This is a genomic window from Pseudomonas sp. 01L34 (assembly GCF_056400265.1).
This window is the reverse complement of the sequence record NZ_JBFTSX010000009.1, coordinates 1-15,440: the sequence shown is the minus strand read 5'-3', so window position 1 is coordinate 15,440 and position 15,440 is coordinate 1. Positions and strand designations below refer to the sequence as shown.

Annotated in this window: 9 protein-coding genes, 1 pseudogene and 1 riboswitch; of the genes and pseudogenes, 6 read left to right on the top strand and 4 right to left on the bottom strand. The window is 60.2% G+C overall.

Annotated features, from left to right (window positions below; genetic code table 11):
* Positions 1 to 61: 61 nt before the first annotated feature.
* Positions 62 to 186: riboswitch (yybP-ykoY riboswitch) on the bottom strand.
* Positions 187 to 237: 51 nt separating this feature from the next.
* Together AC1DQM_RS25290 and AC1DQM_RS25285 are read right to left on the bottom strand one after the other, a co-directional pair.
* The gene (locus tag AC1DQM_RS25290) at positions 238 to 1,236 is read right to left on the bottom strand and encodes a class I SAM-dependent methyltransferase (protein ID WP_111454522.1); all 999 of its coding nucleotides are present in this window, start codon (positions 1,234 to 1,236) and stop codon (positions 238 to 240) included.
* A 33-nt stretch (positions 1,237 to 1,269) separates the two neighbouring features.
* Positions 1,270 to 2,235: a 2-hydroxyacid dehydrogenase gene (locus AC1DQM_RS25285; protein ID WP_477747016.1), complete on the bottom strand. Its 966-nt coding sequence runs from the start codon at positions 2,233 to 2,235 to the stop codon at positions 1,270 to 1,272.
* 91 nt (positions 2,236 to 2,326) lie between these two features.
* Here AC1DQM_RS25285 and AC1DQM_RS25280 point away from each other — a divergent pair, with 91 nt between their 5' ends.
* Positions 2,327 to 2,956, top strand: a complete 630-nt coding sequence (locus AC1DQM_RS25280) for a LysE family translocator (RefSeq protein WP_019582369.1) — start codon at positions 2,327 to 2,329, stop codon at positions 2,954 to 2,956.
* Positions 2,957 to 2,969: 13 nt separating this feature from the next.
* Here AC1DQM_RS25280 and AC1DQM_RS25275 read toward each other — a convergent pair whose 3' ends face one another.
* Positions 2,970 to 3,740 carry an AraC family transcriptional regulator gene (locus AC1DQM_RS25275; RefSeq protein WP_111454523.1) on the bottom strand — a complete coding sequence of 257 codons (771 nt, stop codon included), beginning with the start codon at positions 3,738 to 3,740 and terminating at the stop codon, positions 2,970 to 2,972.
* Between the two features lie 84 nt (positions 3,741 to 3,824).
* Here AC1DQM_RS25275 and AC1DQM_RS25270 point away from each other — a divergent pair, with 84 nt between their 5' ends.
* The 5 genes from AC1DQM_RS25270 to AC1DQM_RS25250 all read left to right on the top strand — a co-directional run bounded on the left by AC1DQM_RS25270 (position 3,825) and on the right by AC1DQM_RS25250 (position 13,424).
* A complete protein-coding gene (locus tag AC1DQM_RS25270) occupies positions 3,825 to 5,009 on the top strand; it encodes an MFS transporter (protein WP_477745545.1) in 1,185 nt (394 codons plus the stop codon).
* 147 nt (positions 5,010 to 5,156) lie between these two features.
* Positions 5,157 to 6,839: a fatty acid--CoA ligase gene (locus AC1DQM_RS25265; RefSeq protein ID WP_018929602.1), complete on the top strand. Its 1,683-nt coding sequence runs from the start codon at positions 5,157 to 5,159 to the stop codon at positions 6,837 to 6,839.
* Positions 6,840 to 7,172: 333 nt separating this feature from the next.
* Positions 7,173 to 9,062: a DUF1302 domain-containing protein gene (locus AC1DQM_RS25260; RefSeq protein WP_064616192.1), complete on the top strand. Its 1,890-nt coding sequence runs from the start codon at positions 7,173 to 7,175 to the stop codon at positions 9,060 to 9,062.
* Between the two features lie 28 nt (positions 9,063 to 9,090).
* A complete protein-coding gene (locus tag AC1DQM_RS25255) occupies positions 9,091 to 10,455 on the top strand; it encodes a DUF1329 domain-containing protein (RefSeq protein ID WP_018929604.1) in 1,365 nt (454 codons plus the stop codon).
* A 230-nt stretch (positions 10,456 to 10,685) separates the two neighbouring features.
* Positions 10,686 to 13,424 (top strand): winged helix-turn-helix domain-containing protein, encoded by a 2,739-nt coding sequence (locus tag AC1DQM_RS25250; protein ID WP_477747015.1) that lies wholly within the window; start codon positions 10,686 to 10,688, stop codon positions 13,422 to 13,424.
* Between the two features lie 109 nt (positions 13,425 to 13,533).
* Here the strand turns inward: AC1DQM_RS25250 and AC1DQM_RS25245 are convergent.
* A pseudogene (locus AC1DQM_RS25245) lies at positions 13,534 to 15,440 on the bottom strand (calcium-binding protein); the annotation flags it as partial.

Genomic DNA, 15,440 nt, shown 5'->3' with positions numbered 1-15,440 from the left:
ACGGCTATGACACGTACAGCCTTCCCGCCCCGGGTAAGGTGTTCGTGTCATAGGTCTTGTCAAACCCTGCGATCCGTCTGATGCGGACGCGTGGGTCGCATACGCCATGGTCTGAGGACCAAGTATGTTGACGTATGCCGGACGAGCATGGCGCTCGTGGGAGACTACTCCCCTAGGACGGAGCGGATTCTGCCTAGGCAAATCCGATTGGGCAAGCCCTCTTTTGCAAAAGCGTTTTCAGCCACGCTTGGCCCGGTAGATTCTAAAACCCTGTCCTTCAGCCTTGATCGCACACGCGCCCAAGTGCTCTTCGATCAGCGGCTGATACTTCAGGAAACTGTTGGCAACCAACCGCAGTTCGCCGCCATTTTTCAGATGTTTAGCTGCTTTTCGCAGCAAGTTCTCTGTGGCGAAGTAGTCGGTGTGTACGCCGACATGGAACGGTGGATTACTCAGAATCGCGCTCAAGCCCATGGGCGCTGCGTCGATGCCGTCACCGGTCAGCACTTCCGCTTCCAGACCGTTGGCGGCCAGGGTCAGGCGACTGCTGGCGGCGGCAAATGCGTCGACATCGAGCAAGGTGACCTGGTTGTGCGGATAACGCCGCTTGACCGCGGCCCCCAGCACGCCTGCACCGCAACCGAAGTCCAGCAGGTGGCCGCTGGGCAGTTTGTCCAGATGTTCCAGCAGCAGGGCGCTGCCGCGATCCAGTCGACCGTGGCTGAACACGCCCGGCAGGCTGATGACTTTCAACGGCCCTTCGGCCAATGGCAGTTCATAGGTCTGGGCCAGGCTTTCCAGCGATTTGGCTTCTGGCGCATTGGCCACGGTGACCTGCCAGAGCTGGCAATGCCGTGCGCTGTCGAGCTTGCGTGGTTTGCCGAAGGGGTTCAACTGCTTGGCCGCGCCCTCGATGCCGCTGCGTTTTTCGCCGACCAGATACAACTCACGACCGGCCAGACGAGAGGCTAGGGCGTTGAGGATATAGTCGGTCAGGTCCTTGGACTTGGGCAGAAACACCACGGCGCTGTCGAATTCGCGCTCGGGCGCATTCACGCCAAAATGGCTGCGCCCGGCGAAACGGGCGTCCAGTGCTGCTTGATCGCCGGCGTGCCAGCACCAGCCGTGGGTCTCGGGCAGGCGACCCAGCAAGTCGTCGGCGGGCAAACCGGCCAGCAGCACCGAACCCTGGAACAACTCGGCCTGACGAAGCAGTACTTCACTGCGCGGATCCATACTCTGCTCCTTGAAAAAAAGTGCCGCAGTTTATCAACTGACGACCCGCAGCGCTTTACCGCTGAAATAAGCCTGAGCGTTTTCCGTCAACTGGCCAACGATCCGTTGCCGCGCCTCGCGACTGCCCCAGGCATTGTGCGGGGTGACGATCAGCCGTGGAATGTCCTGGGCCAGCAGCGGATTGCCCGCAGTCGGTGGTTCGACACTCAACACGTCGGTGGCCGCGCCGCCCAAGTGGCCGTTGCGCAGGGCGTCGGCCAATGCGTGTTCGTCGATCAAGCCGCCGCGCGCGGTGTTGACCACGAAAGCACCGGGCTTCATCGAGGCCAGTTCACGGGCACCGATGAAGTGTCGGGTGTGTTCGTTGAGCGGGCAATGCAGGGTCAGGGCGTCGATTTGCGGCAGCAGCTCGTCCAGCGGCAAGCGGTCCGGGCGGGTAGGGCGGCCCGGAATCTGCCCCAACAAGACGCGCATGCCGAACGCTTCGGCCAGCCGCGCGACGGCACCGCCCAGTTCACCGTGGCCGAGCAAACCGAGGGTTTTGCCTTCGAGTTCGACGATCGGGTAATCCAGCAGGCAGAACTGTTTCGCCTGTTGCCAGCGACCTTCGGCGACGGCTTTTTGATAGTCGCCCAGGCGCGTCGCCAGGTTCAGTAACAACATGATCGTGTGCTGAGCCACCGACGGCGTGCCGTAACCCTGGCAATTGCAAACAGTGATGCCGTGGGCGCGGGCTGCAGCAAGGTCGACATTGTTGGTGCCGGTGGCGGTGATCAGGATCAACTTCAACTCGGGGCTGGCCGCCATGGCCGCCGCATCAATCAGGATTTTATTGGTGATGGCGACAGTGGCGCCTTTGAGGCGTTCGATCACCTGCGCAGGCGTGGTCTGGGCGAACAGCTGCAAGTCGCTGAAGCACTCGCGTAGTGGGCTGAGGTCGAGATCGCCGAGGTCCAGGGACGGATGGTCGAGGAAAACGGCGTGGCGAGAGTTCGTCATCAACTGTACCTTTTGTGCGTTGAACTGAAGGCGTAATCTGCCGAGCCTACCAGATGAAACAAGCAGTTACGCTTGGCCAAAGGGAGCCCCCATGTACTGGACAGAATTCTTGACCGTTGCGCTGATTCACCTGCTGGCTGTTGCAAGCCCCGGCCCGGATTTCGCCGTGGTGGTGCGAGAGAGCGTGACTCACGGTCGCCGCGCCGGGACCTGGACGGCGCTGGGCGTCGGTTCGGCGATTTTCCTGCACGTCGGTTATTCGCTGCTGGGGATCGGGTTGATCGTGTCTCAGTCGATCGTGCTGTTCAACGCCTTGAAATGGGCCGCTGCCGCGTACCTGCTGTACATCGGCTACAAGGCCCTGCGCGCGCAACCGGCCAAACCTGCGGCTGACGATCTGCACCAGGAAGCGGGTGAGCGCACCGCGCGGGGCGCCTTCACTGCGGGGTTCGTGACCAATGGCTTGAACCCGAAAGCCACGCTGTTTTTCCTGTCGCTGTTCACCGTGGTGATCAACCCGCACACGCCGCTGGCGGTACAGGCCGGTTACGGGATCTATCTGGCAGCGGCAACGGCGCTCTGGTTTTGCCTGGTGGCGATGTTGTTCAGTCAACAACGCGTGCGCGCCGGTTTCGCCCGCATGGGCCACTGGTTCGACCGGACCATGGGCGCGGTGCTGATCGCCATCGGCGTGAAACTCGCGTTCACCGAGATGCATTGATCGCGCTGAGTGTCTACGGGGGATTGAGTTCGCTCAATTTGTTCAGCGCGTTCAGGTATTCCCGAGGGTTTTCCCCGAGCAAACGGCGAAACATTGCGCTGAACGCCCGAGCACTGCCGTAGCCCAGGTCGCGCGCCACGCTCTGCACGCTTTCCCCGGCGAGCAGACGCGGCAGGGCTTCCATCAGGCGCAGTTGCTGGCGCCAGGCATTGAAATTCATCTTCAGTTGCTGCTGGAACAGCCGCGCCAAGGTTCGAGAGCTGGCGCCGACCTGTTGTGCCCAGTCTTCCAGGGTGTTGGAGTGATTCGGTGCGCGCAGCAGCGCCATGCAGATGCCCTGCAGGCGTCGGTCCTCGGGCATTGGAATGTGTAGCGGAAGGTTTTCCAGGCTGGCGATCTCTTCCAGCATCAGCTTCTGAATCAATGAGTTTTCCGCGTGTCGCGGACCTTGCACCGCGCGCAGGATCAGCTCGCGCAGCAGCGGTGTGACGGCCAGCACACAGCACTGTTGCAGCGTTGGCGGCGACAGTTCGGGGGCAATGAACAGCGAACGCATGCGCACCTCGCCCGACATGAAAATTTCATGCGCCACCAATGGTGGAATCCATACGGCTCGGGTTGGTGGAATGACCCAGGCACCTTGCGCAGTGACCACTCGCATGGTGCCGCAAACGGCGTACAGCAACTGAGCTTCGCGGTGTTGATGCAGTTCCTGGTGAGCACCGTCCACGTAATCTCGCGGATAGGCGCTGACCGGCCCGTGCAGGAAATGGCTGATTAACATGTCAGATCCAATGACTTTGTTGTCAGGATTACTCTTTTTCGCCAACTTAGCATAAGCCGCTCACTACAACGTAAGCGTGCCGCGATGAACCAGTCCAGAAATGTCCTTCGCTATATCAACGCAGCTCATGTGATCGATCACATGTTCATGCTGATTTTTCCCGCCGCCGTTCTCGGCATGACCCAGGCCTTCGCACTGGACTACGCCGCGATGATCGGCCTGTCTCTCGGCGGCTTTATTGCCTTTGGCGCCTGTTCGCTGCCGGCCGGCTGGCTGGGGGATCGCTGGAGCCGACGGAAAATGATGCTGGTGTTTTTTTTCGGCATTGGCGCTTCAGCGATCTTTACCGGCGTGAGCAGCAGCACACCGATGCTGGTACTCGGCCTGACGCTGATCGGTATTTTCGCCGCGATCTATCACCCGGTGGGCACCGCGATGCTGGTGGCTTACGCGTACAACCGGGGCCGCGAAATCGGTATCAACGGCATGTGGGGCAACCTTGGCGTGGCGTTTTCGGCGCTGATCACCGGGTTGCTGGTGGCGCAACTCGGCTGGCGTTCGGCATTCGTTTTGCCTGGCATGGTGGCGATTGGGCTGGGCATCGGTTTCGCGTTTCAGGTGCGCGAAGAACCGATCCCCAAGCGTGCGCACACACCGCTCAAAGATGCGGCCGGTCAGCGGATTTCCATGGTCATGGTGTTCGGCGTACTGGCCTTGGCCACCGCGACCGGCGGTGTGGTGTTCAACGCAACGACCATGACCTATCCGAAATTGTTTCAGGAACGCCTGCACGATTTGTTTACTTCACCGCAAATCCTTGGCGTCGTGGTCAGCCTGGCGTATGCCTTCGGCGCCGTGGCGCAGTTGAGCATCGGCCGGGTCTTGCATCGTTTCAGTCTGAAATGGCCGTTCATAGTGTTGACGCTGTGCCAGGCGCCACTGTTGTTCGGGTTGGCCTATGTCGACGGCTGGGCCGTGATCGTGCTGGGTGCGGCGTTCATGTTCGTGGTGTTTGGCCAGGTCACGGTGAATGATGCGATGGTCGCCAACTTTGTCGCGCCGCAATGGCAATCCCGAGTCTTCGCGCTGCGTTACTGTTTATCGTTCGGTGCCAGTGCTACCGCGATTCCGCTGATTTCGTTCGTCGAACCGCGCCAAGGTTTTGTAGGTCTTTACCTGATATTGGCGAGTATTGCGGCGTTGACCTTCGTGGCTGCAATGGTTTTCCCCCGGACACCGGCCGAGGCTGCCGTAGGAAAAATGGCGTAACGGCTGACGAATTCTCGCAAGTGCTGGCGTAAAGCTAGCATTTGTACGGTTCTGCAAATCATACCTTTGGCTGATTTGGCTGGCGTTCAAGGCCTCTAGAGTGCTTAGCTTTAGCAGCCAAGACTGTGCAGTCAAAAAGGGACTCTTATGTTGCAGACTCGCGTTATTCCTCCAGCCGAGGGCGCTTACCAGTATCCGCTGTTGATTAAACGGCTGCTGATGTCCGGCGCCCGTTACGAAAAAACTCGCGAAATCATCTACCGCGATCAGTTGCGCTACAGCTATCCGACCCTGATCGAGCGGGTTGCGCGGCTGGCCAATGTGCTGACAGAGGCCGGCGTGAAGGCCGGGGATACCGTGGCGGTAATGGACTGGGACAGCCATCGCTACCTGGAGTGCATGTTCGCCATCCCGATGATCGGCGCGGTGATCCACACCATTAACGTGCGGCTGTCGCCAGAACAGATTCTTTACACCATGAACCACGCCGAGGACCGCTTTGTGCTGGTCAACAGCGAGTTCGTCGGTTTGTACAAGGCGATTGCCGGGCACCTGACCACGGTGGAGAAAACCCTGCTGCTGACCGACTTGCCGGAAAAAACTGCCGAGTTGCCGAACCTTGTCGGCGAGTACGAGCAACTGCTGGCCGCGGCGAGCCCGCAGTACGACTTCCAGGACTTCGACGAAAACTCGGTGGCCACCACGTTCTACACCACCGGCACCACCGGTAACCCCAAAGGCGTGTATTTCACCCATCGGCAACTGGTGCTGCATACCATGGGCGTGGCGACCATCATGGGCGCCATCGACAGCGTGCGGCTGTTGGGCACCAACGACGTGTACATGCCGATCACCCCGATGTTCCATGTGCATGCCTGGGGCTTGCCGTATGTGGCGACCATGCTCGGGCTCAAGCAGGTTTATCCGGGCCGTTACGACCCCGAGTATCTGGTGGAGCTGTGGCGCAAGGAGAAGGTGAGCTTTTCCCACTGCGTGCCGACCATTCTGCAAATGGTCCTCAATGCCAAGGCGGCGCAAAACGTCGATTTCGGTGGCTGGAAAATCGTCATCGGCGGCAGTGCGCTCAACCATGCGCTGTACGACGCCGCCAAGGCCAAGGGCATCCAATTGACCGCCGCCTATGGCATGTCGGAGACCGGGCCATTGGTATCATGCGCCCACCTCAACGATGAGCTGATGGCCGGCACCGAAGACGAACGCACCACCTACCGGATCAAGGCTGGTGTGCCGGGGCCGTTGGTCGAGGCGGCAATCGTCGACACCGAGGGCAACTTCCTGCCTGCCGATGGTGAAACCCAGGGCGAACTGGTGCTGCGTGCGCCGTGGCTCACCGAGGGTTACTTCAACGAGCCGCAAAAAGGCGCCGAGCTCTGGGCCGGGGGCTGGCTGCACACCGGCGACGTGGCAACCCTGGACAGCATGGGCGTGATCGACATCCGTGACCGGATCAAGGATGTGATCAAGACCGGTGGCGAGTGGATCTCTTCCCTGGACCTGGAAGACCTGATCAGTCGCCACCCTGCGGTACGTGAGGTAGCAGTAGTGGGCATCGCCGATCCGCAGTGGGGCGAGCGCCCATTTGCGCTGTTGGTGGTTCGCGAAGGGCATCAGATCGGGGCCAGGGAACTCAAGGAGCACCTCAAGCCGTACGTTGAACAGGGGCACCTGAGCAAGTGGGCTATCCCGAGTCAGATCGCCGTTGTTACTGAAATTCCCAAGACCAGCGTCGGCAAGCTCGACAAGAAGCGTATCCGCGTCGACATCACCGAATGGCAGGCCAACAACAGCACCTTCCTCTCGACGCTTTAAGCGTCATCTGGCGTGCCCGAAAGGGCACGCCAGAGCCACCAAGCAAGCGCTTGGCTTGTGAAATCCGATTTTTCAGCCATCCTTGCCGTGCCGACATGTGTCGGACTGGCGAAAGGACTGTTCCAGGGTGGCCGGCAGCGCAAATCACACTTTAGAGGGATCAAGCACTACTACCTGCTGGCTATAGTCCGCTCAAGGATTTTTAAGAACGGAGCTCACGCAATAAACGGGGCGATGCAACTTTGGAGTGACTTCGGACCGCTTGGCTTCCGGTTACCCACAGCGTTTTTAAAAGTACTAAGCCATAACAATAATGCACATGGAGTAGCGTCGATGACATCAGTAAACCAGTTCTGGCGCCGGGCGAAACTGCCCCTGGCGGTCAGTCTTGCCTCTTCGCTCGCCGGGCCCGCATTCGGCGTCAGTTTCAACGTTGGTGAAATCGAAGGTCAATTCGACTCATCCCTGTCGATCGGAGCCAGTTGGTCTACTCAGAGTCCCAACAAAAACCTGATCGGCGTCAATAACGGGGGCCATGGCCTGTCCCAGACGTCCGATGACGGTCACGCCAACTTCAAGAGTGGCGAAACCTTCTCGAAGATCTTCAAGGGTATTCATGACCTTGAATTGAAATACGGCGACACCGGTGTCTTCGTCCGAGGCAAATACTGGTACGACTTCGAGCTCAAGGATGAAAGCCGCGAATTCAAGGACATCAGCGACAGCAACCGCAAGGAAGGCGCCAAATCCTCCGGCGGCGAGCTCCTCGACGCCTTCGTCTACCACAACTACTCCATTGCCGATCAGCCGGGTTCCGTGCGTCTGGGCAAGCAGGTTGTGAGCTGGGGTGAAAGTACTTTCATCGGCGGCGGCATCAACTCGATCAACCCGATCGACGTCTCCGCGTTTCGTCGTCCCGGCGCCGAGGTCAAGGAAGGTCTGATCCCGGTCAACATGTTCTACGTGTCCCAGAGCCTCACCGACACTCTGTCGGCCGAAGCCTTTTATCAACTGGAATGGGACCAGACCGTCGTCGATAACTGCGGCACCTTTTTCTCCCAGCCCGACATCATTGCCGACGGTTGCGACAACAACCTGCGCGTGCTGAACAAGCGTTCGACCATTCCGGGCGCCGCCTTGCCCACATTGGCCAGGCTGGGCGTCGACGTTAACGACGAAGGTGTACTGGTGCGTCGTGGCCCTGATCGCGATGCACGGGACAGTGGCCAGTGGGGCGCGTCCCTCAAATACATGTTCGAGCCGCTGGACACCGAGTTCGGTGCTTACTTCATGAACTACCACAGCCGTGCGCCGATCTTCAGCGCTACGGGGGCTCCAGCATCGGCCTATGCGCAGGCAGCGGCCTTGCCGGGGGCGCTTCGGGCTCTGGCGCCGTTGGTGGTCGCGGGTAACTCGAACTACTTCGTCGAGTACCCGGAAGACATCCGCCTCTACGGCTTGAGTTTCTCCACCACCTTGCCTACCGGCACGGCGTGGAGCGGTGAGCTCAGCTATCGTCCGAACGCGCCGGTGCAGCTCAACTCCACCGACATTCTGTTCGCCGGCGTGCGTCCATTGGGCGGCACCCTGACCAATGCTTCGCTGCTTAACGGTGTGCCGGGTCAGGACTTGCACGGCTATCGCCGCAAGGAAATCACCCAGTTCCAGACCACCCTGACGCACTTCTTCGATCAGGTCATGGGCGCCAGCCGCCTGACCCTGGTGGGCGAAGTGGGCGTGACCCACGTCGGAGGCCTGGAAAGTACCTCTGACGTCCGTTATGGCCGTGACCCGGTCTACGGGCCTGGCGAACTGCCGTCCACCGGTGGCCTCGATACCTGCTCGGCGATCCTCAACACCAGCACCATCAATGGTGCCGGCGCGGGTGCCGCTACCAACAACCGCAGCCGCAATTGCAACAACGACGGCTTCACTACGGCTACTTCGTGGGGTTATCGCGCCCGGGCCATTTGGGAATACCCCGACGTATTCGCCGGTGTGAACCTCAAGCCGAACGTGGCCTGGTCCCACGACGTGAGCGGTTACTCGCCAGGCCCTGGCGGCAACTTCGAGGAAGGTCGTAAAGCGGTAAGCCTGGGGCTCGATGCCGAATACCAGAACACCTACACCGCGAGCCTGGCGTACACCAACTTCTTTGACGGCAAGTACACCACCGTAGATGACCGCGACTTCGTTGCGCTCAGCTTCGGCGTGAACTTCTAAGCACTGCATTTTCAGGACGAACACATTTATGAAAATAACAAAGAGTCTGTTCCATGTTGGTGTTCTGGGGCTTTCGCTGCTGGCGACCGCTGTCATGGCGGCGGTCCCTGCGGCCGAAGCGGACAAGCTGGGCAAGAGCCTGACCCCGATGGGGGCCGAGATGGCAGGCAACGCCGACGGCTCGATCCCGGCCTGGAAACCGATGCCAAAAAACGCCGGTAGCGTGGACAGCAAGGGTTTTCTGTCTGATCCGTTCGCGAGTGAAAAACCGCTGTTCACCATCACCGCGCAGAACGTCGACCAGTACAAGGACAAACTCGCGCCGGGCCAGTACGCGATGTTCAAGCGCTACCCGGAAACCTTCAAGATGCCGGTCTACCCGTCCCATCGTGGCGCCACTGTGCCGGATGAGGTGTTTGCCTCCATCAAGAAGAACGCTACCAACACTAACCTGGTGTCCGGTGGTAATGGTCTGGAGAACTTCGAAACCGCGATCCCGTTTCCGATTCCGAAAAGTGGCGTTGAAGTCATCTGGAACCATATCACCCGTTATCGCGGCGGCAGTGTGACCCGTCTGATAACCCAGGCCACGCCGCAGGCGAACGGCTCGTTCAGCCTGGTGTACTTCGAGGACCAGTTCGTGTTCCGCGACAGGATGAAGGATTACGACCCGAAGAACCCGGGCAACATTCTGTTCTACTTCAAGCAGAAAGTGACCGCGCCGGCTCGTCTGGCCGGTGGCGTGCTGCTGGTGCACGAAACCCTCGATCAGGTGAAAGAGCCGCGTTCGGCGTGGGTCTACAACGCCGGGCAGCGCCGAGTGCGTCGTGCGCCACAAGTGTCTTATGACGGGCCGGGTACCGCTGCCGATGGCCTGCGTACCTCCGACAACCTGGACATGTACAACGGTGCGCCGGATCGCTATGACTGGAAGCTCGAAGGCAAGAAAGAGATGTACATCGCCTCCGACAGCTACAAGCTCGATTCGCCACAGCTGAAGTACGCCGACATCATCAAGGCTGGTCACATCAACCAGGACCTGGCTCGCTATGAACTGCGCCGGGTCTGGCATGTGGTCGCGACGCTTAAGGAAGGTCAGCGTCACATCTACGCCAAACGTGACTTCTACATTGACGAAGACACCTGGCAGGCGGCAGTGGTCGACCACTACGACGGTCGCGGGCAACTGTGGCGCGTCGCCGAGGCTCACTCCGAGAACTACTACGACAAGCAAGTGCCGTGGTACGCCCTCGAAACCTTGTACGACCTGCAATCGGGCCGCTACCTGGCACTGGGCATGAAGAACGAAGAGAAGTCGGCCTATAACTTCGGCTTCACCGCCAGCACCGCCGACTTCACTCCGGCCGCGTTGCGTCAGGAAGGCGTTCGCTAAAACGTTGTAACCCGAGGCCGCATCCTCGAAAAAACGCCCCGACTGGTTCGGGGCGTTTTTTTTGGCAGTTCATAAAGATCGTTGTCCGGTGTGGCTGTCCGGTTTACCGACATTTTTGCTCGTAGTCTTTTTGTAGCCATTTGTAGCAATAACCTTCAATAGCTCTTCGTTTACCGCTAGGCTGCGGACATCTGTAACGCCGCCATCAGTATTTCAAACAAGAGCCGGCCATGACTGATCTGTCCCCACTTCCGGGCCCTGCAAGCGTTGCCGTCGCGGCACTGGACGGGCGTTTTTTCCGGCCTCCGCTGCCCGCCGGCCATGTGCTGCGGCCGCGTCTGTGCGAGCGCCTGAGTGCAGGTCTCGGTGGCAGGCTGTTGCTGGTCAGCGCGCCGGCAGGGTTCGGCAAGAGTTCATTGGCGGTGGAGTTTTGTCAGGGGTTGCCGGATCACTGGCAAAGCCTGTGGCTGGGCTTGAGTCTGCGGGACAGTGATCCCGGCCGTTTTCTTGAGCGCCTGCTCGAAGGTCTTCAGGACTACTTTCCACAACTGGGCAGCCAGGCGTTGGGGCTGCTGAAAATGCGCCAACGTCATCAACCGTTCGCCTTTGAAGAATGGCTGGACGGTTTGCTCGATGAACTGGCCGTGCACCTCTCACCCAACACGCCGCTGCTGTTGGTACTTGATGACTATCATCTGGCCCAGGGGCCGGTGCTCGATCGTTGTCTGCAGTTTTTCCTCAATCATTTACCCGATGGCCTGTTGGTCATGGTCACCAGTCGGCAGCGTCCGGACTGGCATCTGGCACGCCTGCGGCTGTCGCGGCAACTGCTCGAGTTGCATGAGCAGGATCTTCGGTTGACCCATGATGAAGCCCTGAGCCTGCTGGATCGACACAGCATTTCATTGCGTGGCGAGGCGCTGGAGAATTTGATCCAGCGTAGCGAAGGCTGGGTGGCAGGGCTGCGCTTTTGGCTATTGGCGGCCTCCGAGGCGGGCAGCGAGGGTGCATTGCCCCAATCGCTGTACGGCGGGGAAGGACTGATTCGCGATTACCTGCTCGAAGAAGTCATCGATTGCCTGCCCGCCGAGGTGCAGTCATTCCTGTACGACACCGCGCCCCAGGAGCGCTTTTGCAGTGAGCTGTGCGACGCTGTGCGCGAAGCCCATGACAGCGCCGAAATCCTGCGTTTCCTGCTGGCGCATCAGGTGTTCCTGGTGCCGTTGGACGAACACGGTCACTGGTATCGCTATCACCACCTTTTTTCCGATCTGTTGCGCAGCCGGCCCACCGCCCAGGCGATGGTGCCGACGGCCAGCTTGCACCTGCGCGCCTGCCGCTGGTTCAACGCCCAAGGGCTACTCGATGAGGCGGTGGAGCAGGCGTTGCGCGCCGGGCATCTGGATGTCGCGGCGAATCTGGTGCAAAACCTTTCTGAAGAGCAACTGCTGGCCGAGCAGAACGTCGGCATGTTGCTGCGCTGGAAAATGGACTTGCCCGATAGCCTGTTAATCAGCACGCCACGGCTGATCGTGCTCTACAGCTGGGCATTGGGGCTGGCCTGTCAACTGGACGCCGCCGAAGAGCTGGCCAGTCACCTGAGCCGCTTCCTGCCGGCGCCGTCGGCTACTGCGCAAAAATCCATGCTGGCGCAATGGCTGGCCCTGAGCGGGATCATTGCCCGGGGGCGAGGCAATCGCGAGCTGACCATGCTCTATTGCGCCGAAGCACTGGAAAGCCTGCCGGCCAAACGGTATGGACAGCGACTGATGTGCCTGTCGACCTTGTCCAATCTGGCGATTGCCGATGGCGACTTGTGGCGTGCCCGGGGGTTGAATCGTGATTCGCTGGAGTTGGCACAGCGCGTTGGCAATCCGTTGTTCGAGGCCTTGGCTCATTACGACCGCGCCCGGGTATTGCAGGCGCGAGGGGAGATCCTGCGTTCGCTGGATGAAGTCCGTCAGGGGCTGCAACGCCTGCAAGGTTTATCCCCACAACGGCTTTATGCGGTGCGCGCACGCCTGACCTTGTACGAGGGTTTTTTGCTGGCGCTGCGCTTGCAACCCCAGGCCGCACGGGCACGTTTGCAAGCGGGGTTGGGCGAAGCCCGGGCCTGTCGCGATATCAGCGTATTGATCGGCCACTGCGTGATTGCCCGGCTGGAGGGCAACAGCGGCGAATTCGCGAAGGCCTTCGCCGAACTTGCCGAGGCCGAGCGCCTGATGCACATCTGGGACGTCCCGCCGATTTACTATCTGGCGATGATTACCCTGGTCAAATGTGAACTCTGGCTGGCTCAGGGTCGCACCGATCTGGCCGAAGCCTGGCTTGCGCGACTGGGCCAGACCTATAACGGCGAGCACCCGGCTGCCCCCCCGGAATTCCATCCACAACTACCGCTGCACATTGAGTTGCAACAGGCGGTGCTGGACATGATGAAGGGCCAGCCCATGCTCGCCGAAGGGCGCCTGAATGCGCTGCATGAACACGGTCAGCGTAGCGGTCGGCAGATGCTCAGCGTGATGGCGCTGAATCAGAACGTTACGCTGTTGTTGGCGGGCGGACGCGAACCCGAGGCCCGCAAGGCGCTGGCCCAGGCTTTGGAAGCGGCCGCCGGAGGTGTCCTGCAACCGTTTGACCGATTACTGGCCGAGCATCCGGACTGGCTGCGTGGGCAACTTCAACCCTGTGCGCCGACGCCGGTTTCGCAGCATCTGCTGGAAAAGCTTCCGGCCATGGCCTCCCGTCCAGTGGTTGAGTCATCGCCTGTTGCTGAACAACTCAGTACGCGTGAACTGGCGGTTTTGCGGCTGATCGCGCAGGGATGTTCGAATCAGGAAATCAGTGATCAGTTGTTCATTTCGCTGCATACGGTCAAGACCCATGCCAGTCATATCAACAGCAAATTAGGTGTTGAGCGGCGCACGCAGGCCGTGGCTCGGGCGAAAGAGTTAGGGGTGTTGGGGTGAACGGGGCCCCCGACATTTTTCGCGTTCAAGTCTTGGCGCTTGGGTTCAGTCTTGGTGATACAAAACAAAACACCCCGACATTGGTCAGGGCGTATTGTTCAAACCTTGGTCAAACTACCAAGTCCTTGGCACTGAAGGTATCGACGCCTACCAGTTGGATTGCGAAATCTGCATCCAGCCTGCCGTTGACGTTGCCGTACAACACATGATCCTCGAAACGCAGTTGTCCTGCTCCTGTGAACGCATTCGAGTCAATGAATGTAAAGGCGTTGAACGCAGTGGTGAGCATATTGGCATCGAGTTTTGACAGGTCGATCTTGTCGCCCTGTAGGCTGCTGAAGTCGGTGATGACGTCACTGTTTGCCCCTTTGCCCAGCTCACTGAGTAAATTGAAAACAAACCGGTCGGCACCAGAGCCGCCCGTCAGGATGTCTGTGCCCAGACCTCCTATCAGCAGGTCATTGCCCATACCACCATCAAGCAGGTCGTTGCCTGCTCCACCATTGAGCACATTGTTGCCACTGTTGCCGGTCAGCACGTTATTCAGGGCGTTGCCGACACCGGTGAGGTTGTCGCTGCCGGTGAGGGTGAGGTTTTCCAGGTTGGCACTCAGGGTCCAGCTCACCGAGGAACGTACGGTGTCGATTTCGCTCGCCAGGGTACTGGTCTCGGTGACCGCGTCCTGGAGGTTGTCGACGATATAAGTGTCGTTGCCAGTGCCGCCGATCATCAGGTCGGCGCCGGTTCCGCCATCCAGAACGTTATTGCCGCTGTTACCGGTCAGACGGTTGCCCAAGGAGTTGCCGGTGGCGTCGAGGTTGTCGCTGCCGGTGAGTGTCAGGTTCTCGAGGTTGCTACCCAGGGTGTAGCTGATCGACGACATGACTGTGTCGATTTCGACCAGCGAGGTGCCGCGTTCGATCACCGTGTCGCCGAGGTTGTCGACCACGTAGGTGTCGTTGCCAGCCCCGCCGTCCAGGGTATCAGCCCCAGCCTTGCCGTCGAGGAAGTTGGCGGCGGCATTGCCGAGCAGGGTGTTGTTCAGGTCGTTGCCGATCACGGTGAAGGCACCGAGGCCGGTGACGGTGACATCTTCGACGTTCAGCAGGTTGCTTTGACTGAGGTCGACGGTGCTGCTGGCCAGGGTCGAGGTGTAGCTGATGTTCAACAGGTCGCGGCCCTGGTCGGCGGTTTCCTGCAGCAGCGCCAGTTCGCCGGCCTGGTCGAGGACATAGGTGTCGTTGCCGGCACCGCCGCTCATGGTGTCCAGGCCCGCGCCACCGTTGAGCACGTTGTTGCCGCTGTTGCCGGTCAGCACGTTGTTCAGGGCATTGCCGACGCCGGTGAGGTTGTCGCTGCCGGTGAGGGTAAGGTTTTCCAGGTTGGCACCCAGGGTCCAGCTCACCGAGGCGCGTACGGTGTCGATTTCGCTCGCCAGGGTACTGGTTTCGGTGACCACGTCCTTGAGGTTGTCGACGACGTAGGTGTCGTTGCCGAAGCCGCCAATCATCACGTCGGCGCCGAGGCCACCGTCCAGCACGTTGTTGCCGCTGTTGCCGATCAGCACGTTGTTCAGGGCGTTGCCGGTGGCGTCGAGTTGGTCGCTGCCGGTGAGTGTCAGGTTCTCGAGGTTGCTGCCCAGGGTGTAGCTGATCGACGACAGCACCGTGTCGATTTCGCTCAGCGAGGTGCCGCGCTCGATTACCGTGTCGCCGAGGTTGTCGACCACGTAGGTGTCGTTGCCAGCCCCGCCGTCCAGGGTATCAGCCCCGGCCTTGCCGTCGAGGAAGTTGGCGGCGGCGTTGCCGGTGAGGCTGTTATCGAGTTCGTTGCCGGTGAGGTTCAACGCGGYGGTGCCGAGCAGCACGCCGTCTTCGACGTTGGCCGAGAGGGTGTAGCTCACCGYCGTGCGGATCAGGTCGYGGCCTTCGTCGGCGAGCTCAGTGACCKTGTCGGTGGCGTTGTCGATGACGTAGGTGTCGTCGCCRCTGCCGCCGCTGAGGGTGTCGGCGCCGG

Bases quoted from the DNA above. Each gene is read 5' to 3' on its own strand.
- AC1DQM_RS25260 (WP_064616192.1), top strand. From the start codon at position 7,173: ATGACATCAGTAAACCAGTTCTGGCGCCGGGCGAAACTGCCCCTGGCG.
- AC1DQM_RS25280 (WP_019582369.1), top strand. From the start codon at position 2,327: ATGTACTGGACAGAATTCTTGACCGTTGCGCTGATTCACCTGCTGGCT.
- AC1DQM_RS25290 (WP_111454522.1), bottom strand. From the start codon at position 1,236: ATGGATCCGCGCAGTGAAGTACTGCTTCGTCAGGCCGAGTTGTTCCAG.
- AC1DQM_RS25255 (WP_018929604.1), top strand. From the start codon at position 9,091: ATGAAAATAACAAAGAGTCTGTTCCATGTTGGTGTTCTGGGGCTTTCG.
- AC1DQM_RS25285 (WP_477747016.1), bottom strand. From the start codon at position 2,235: ATGACGAACTCTCGCCACGCCGTTTTCCTCGACCATCCGTCCCTGGAC.
- AC1DQM_RS25250 (WP_477747015.1), top strand. From the start codon at position 10,686: ATGACTGATCTGTCCCCACTTCCGGGCCCTGCAAGCGTTGCCGTCGCG.
- AC1DQM_RS25265 (WP_018929602.1), top strand. From the start codon at position 5,157: ATGTTGCAGACTCGCGTTATTCCTCCAGCCGAGGGCGCTTACCAGTAT.
- AC1DQM_RS25275 (WP_111454523.1), bottom strand. From the start codon at position 3,740: ATGTTAATCAGCCATTTCCTGCACGGGCCGGTCAGCGCCTATCCGCGA.
- AC1DQM_RS25270 (WP_477745545.1), top strand. From the start codon at position 3,825: ATGAACCAGTCCAGAAATGTCCTTCGCTATATCAACGCAGCTCATGTG.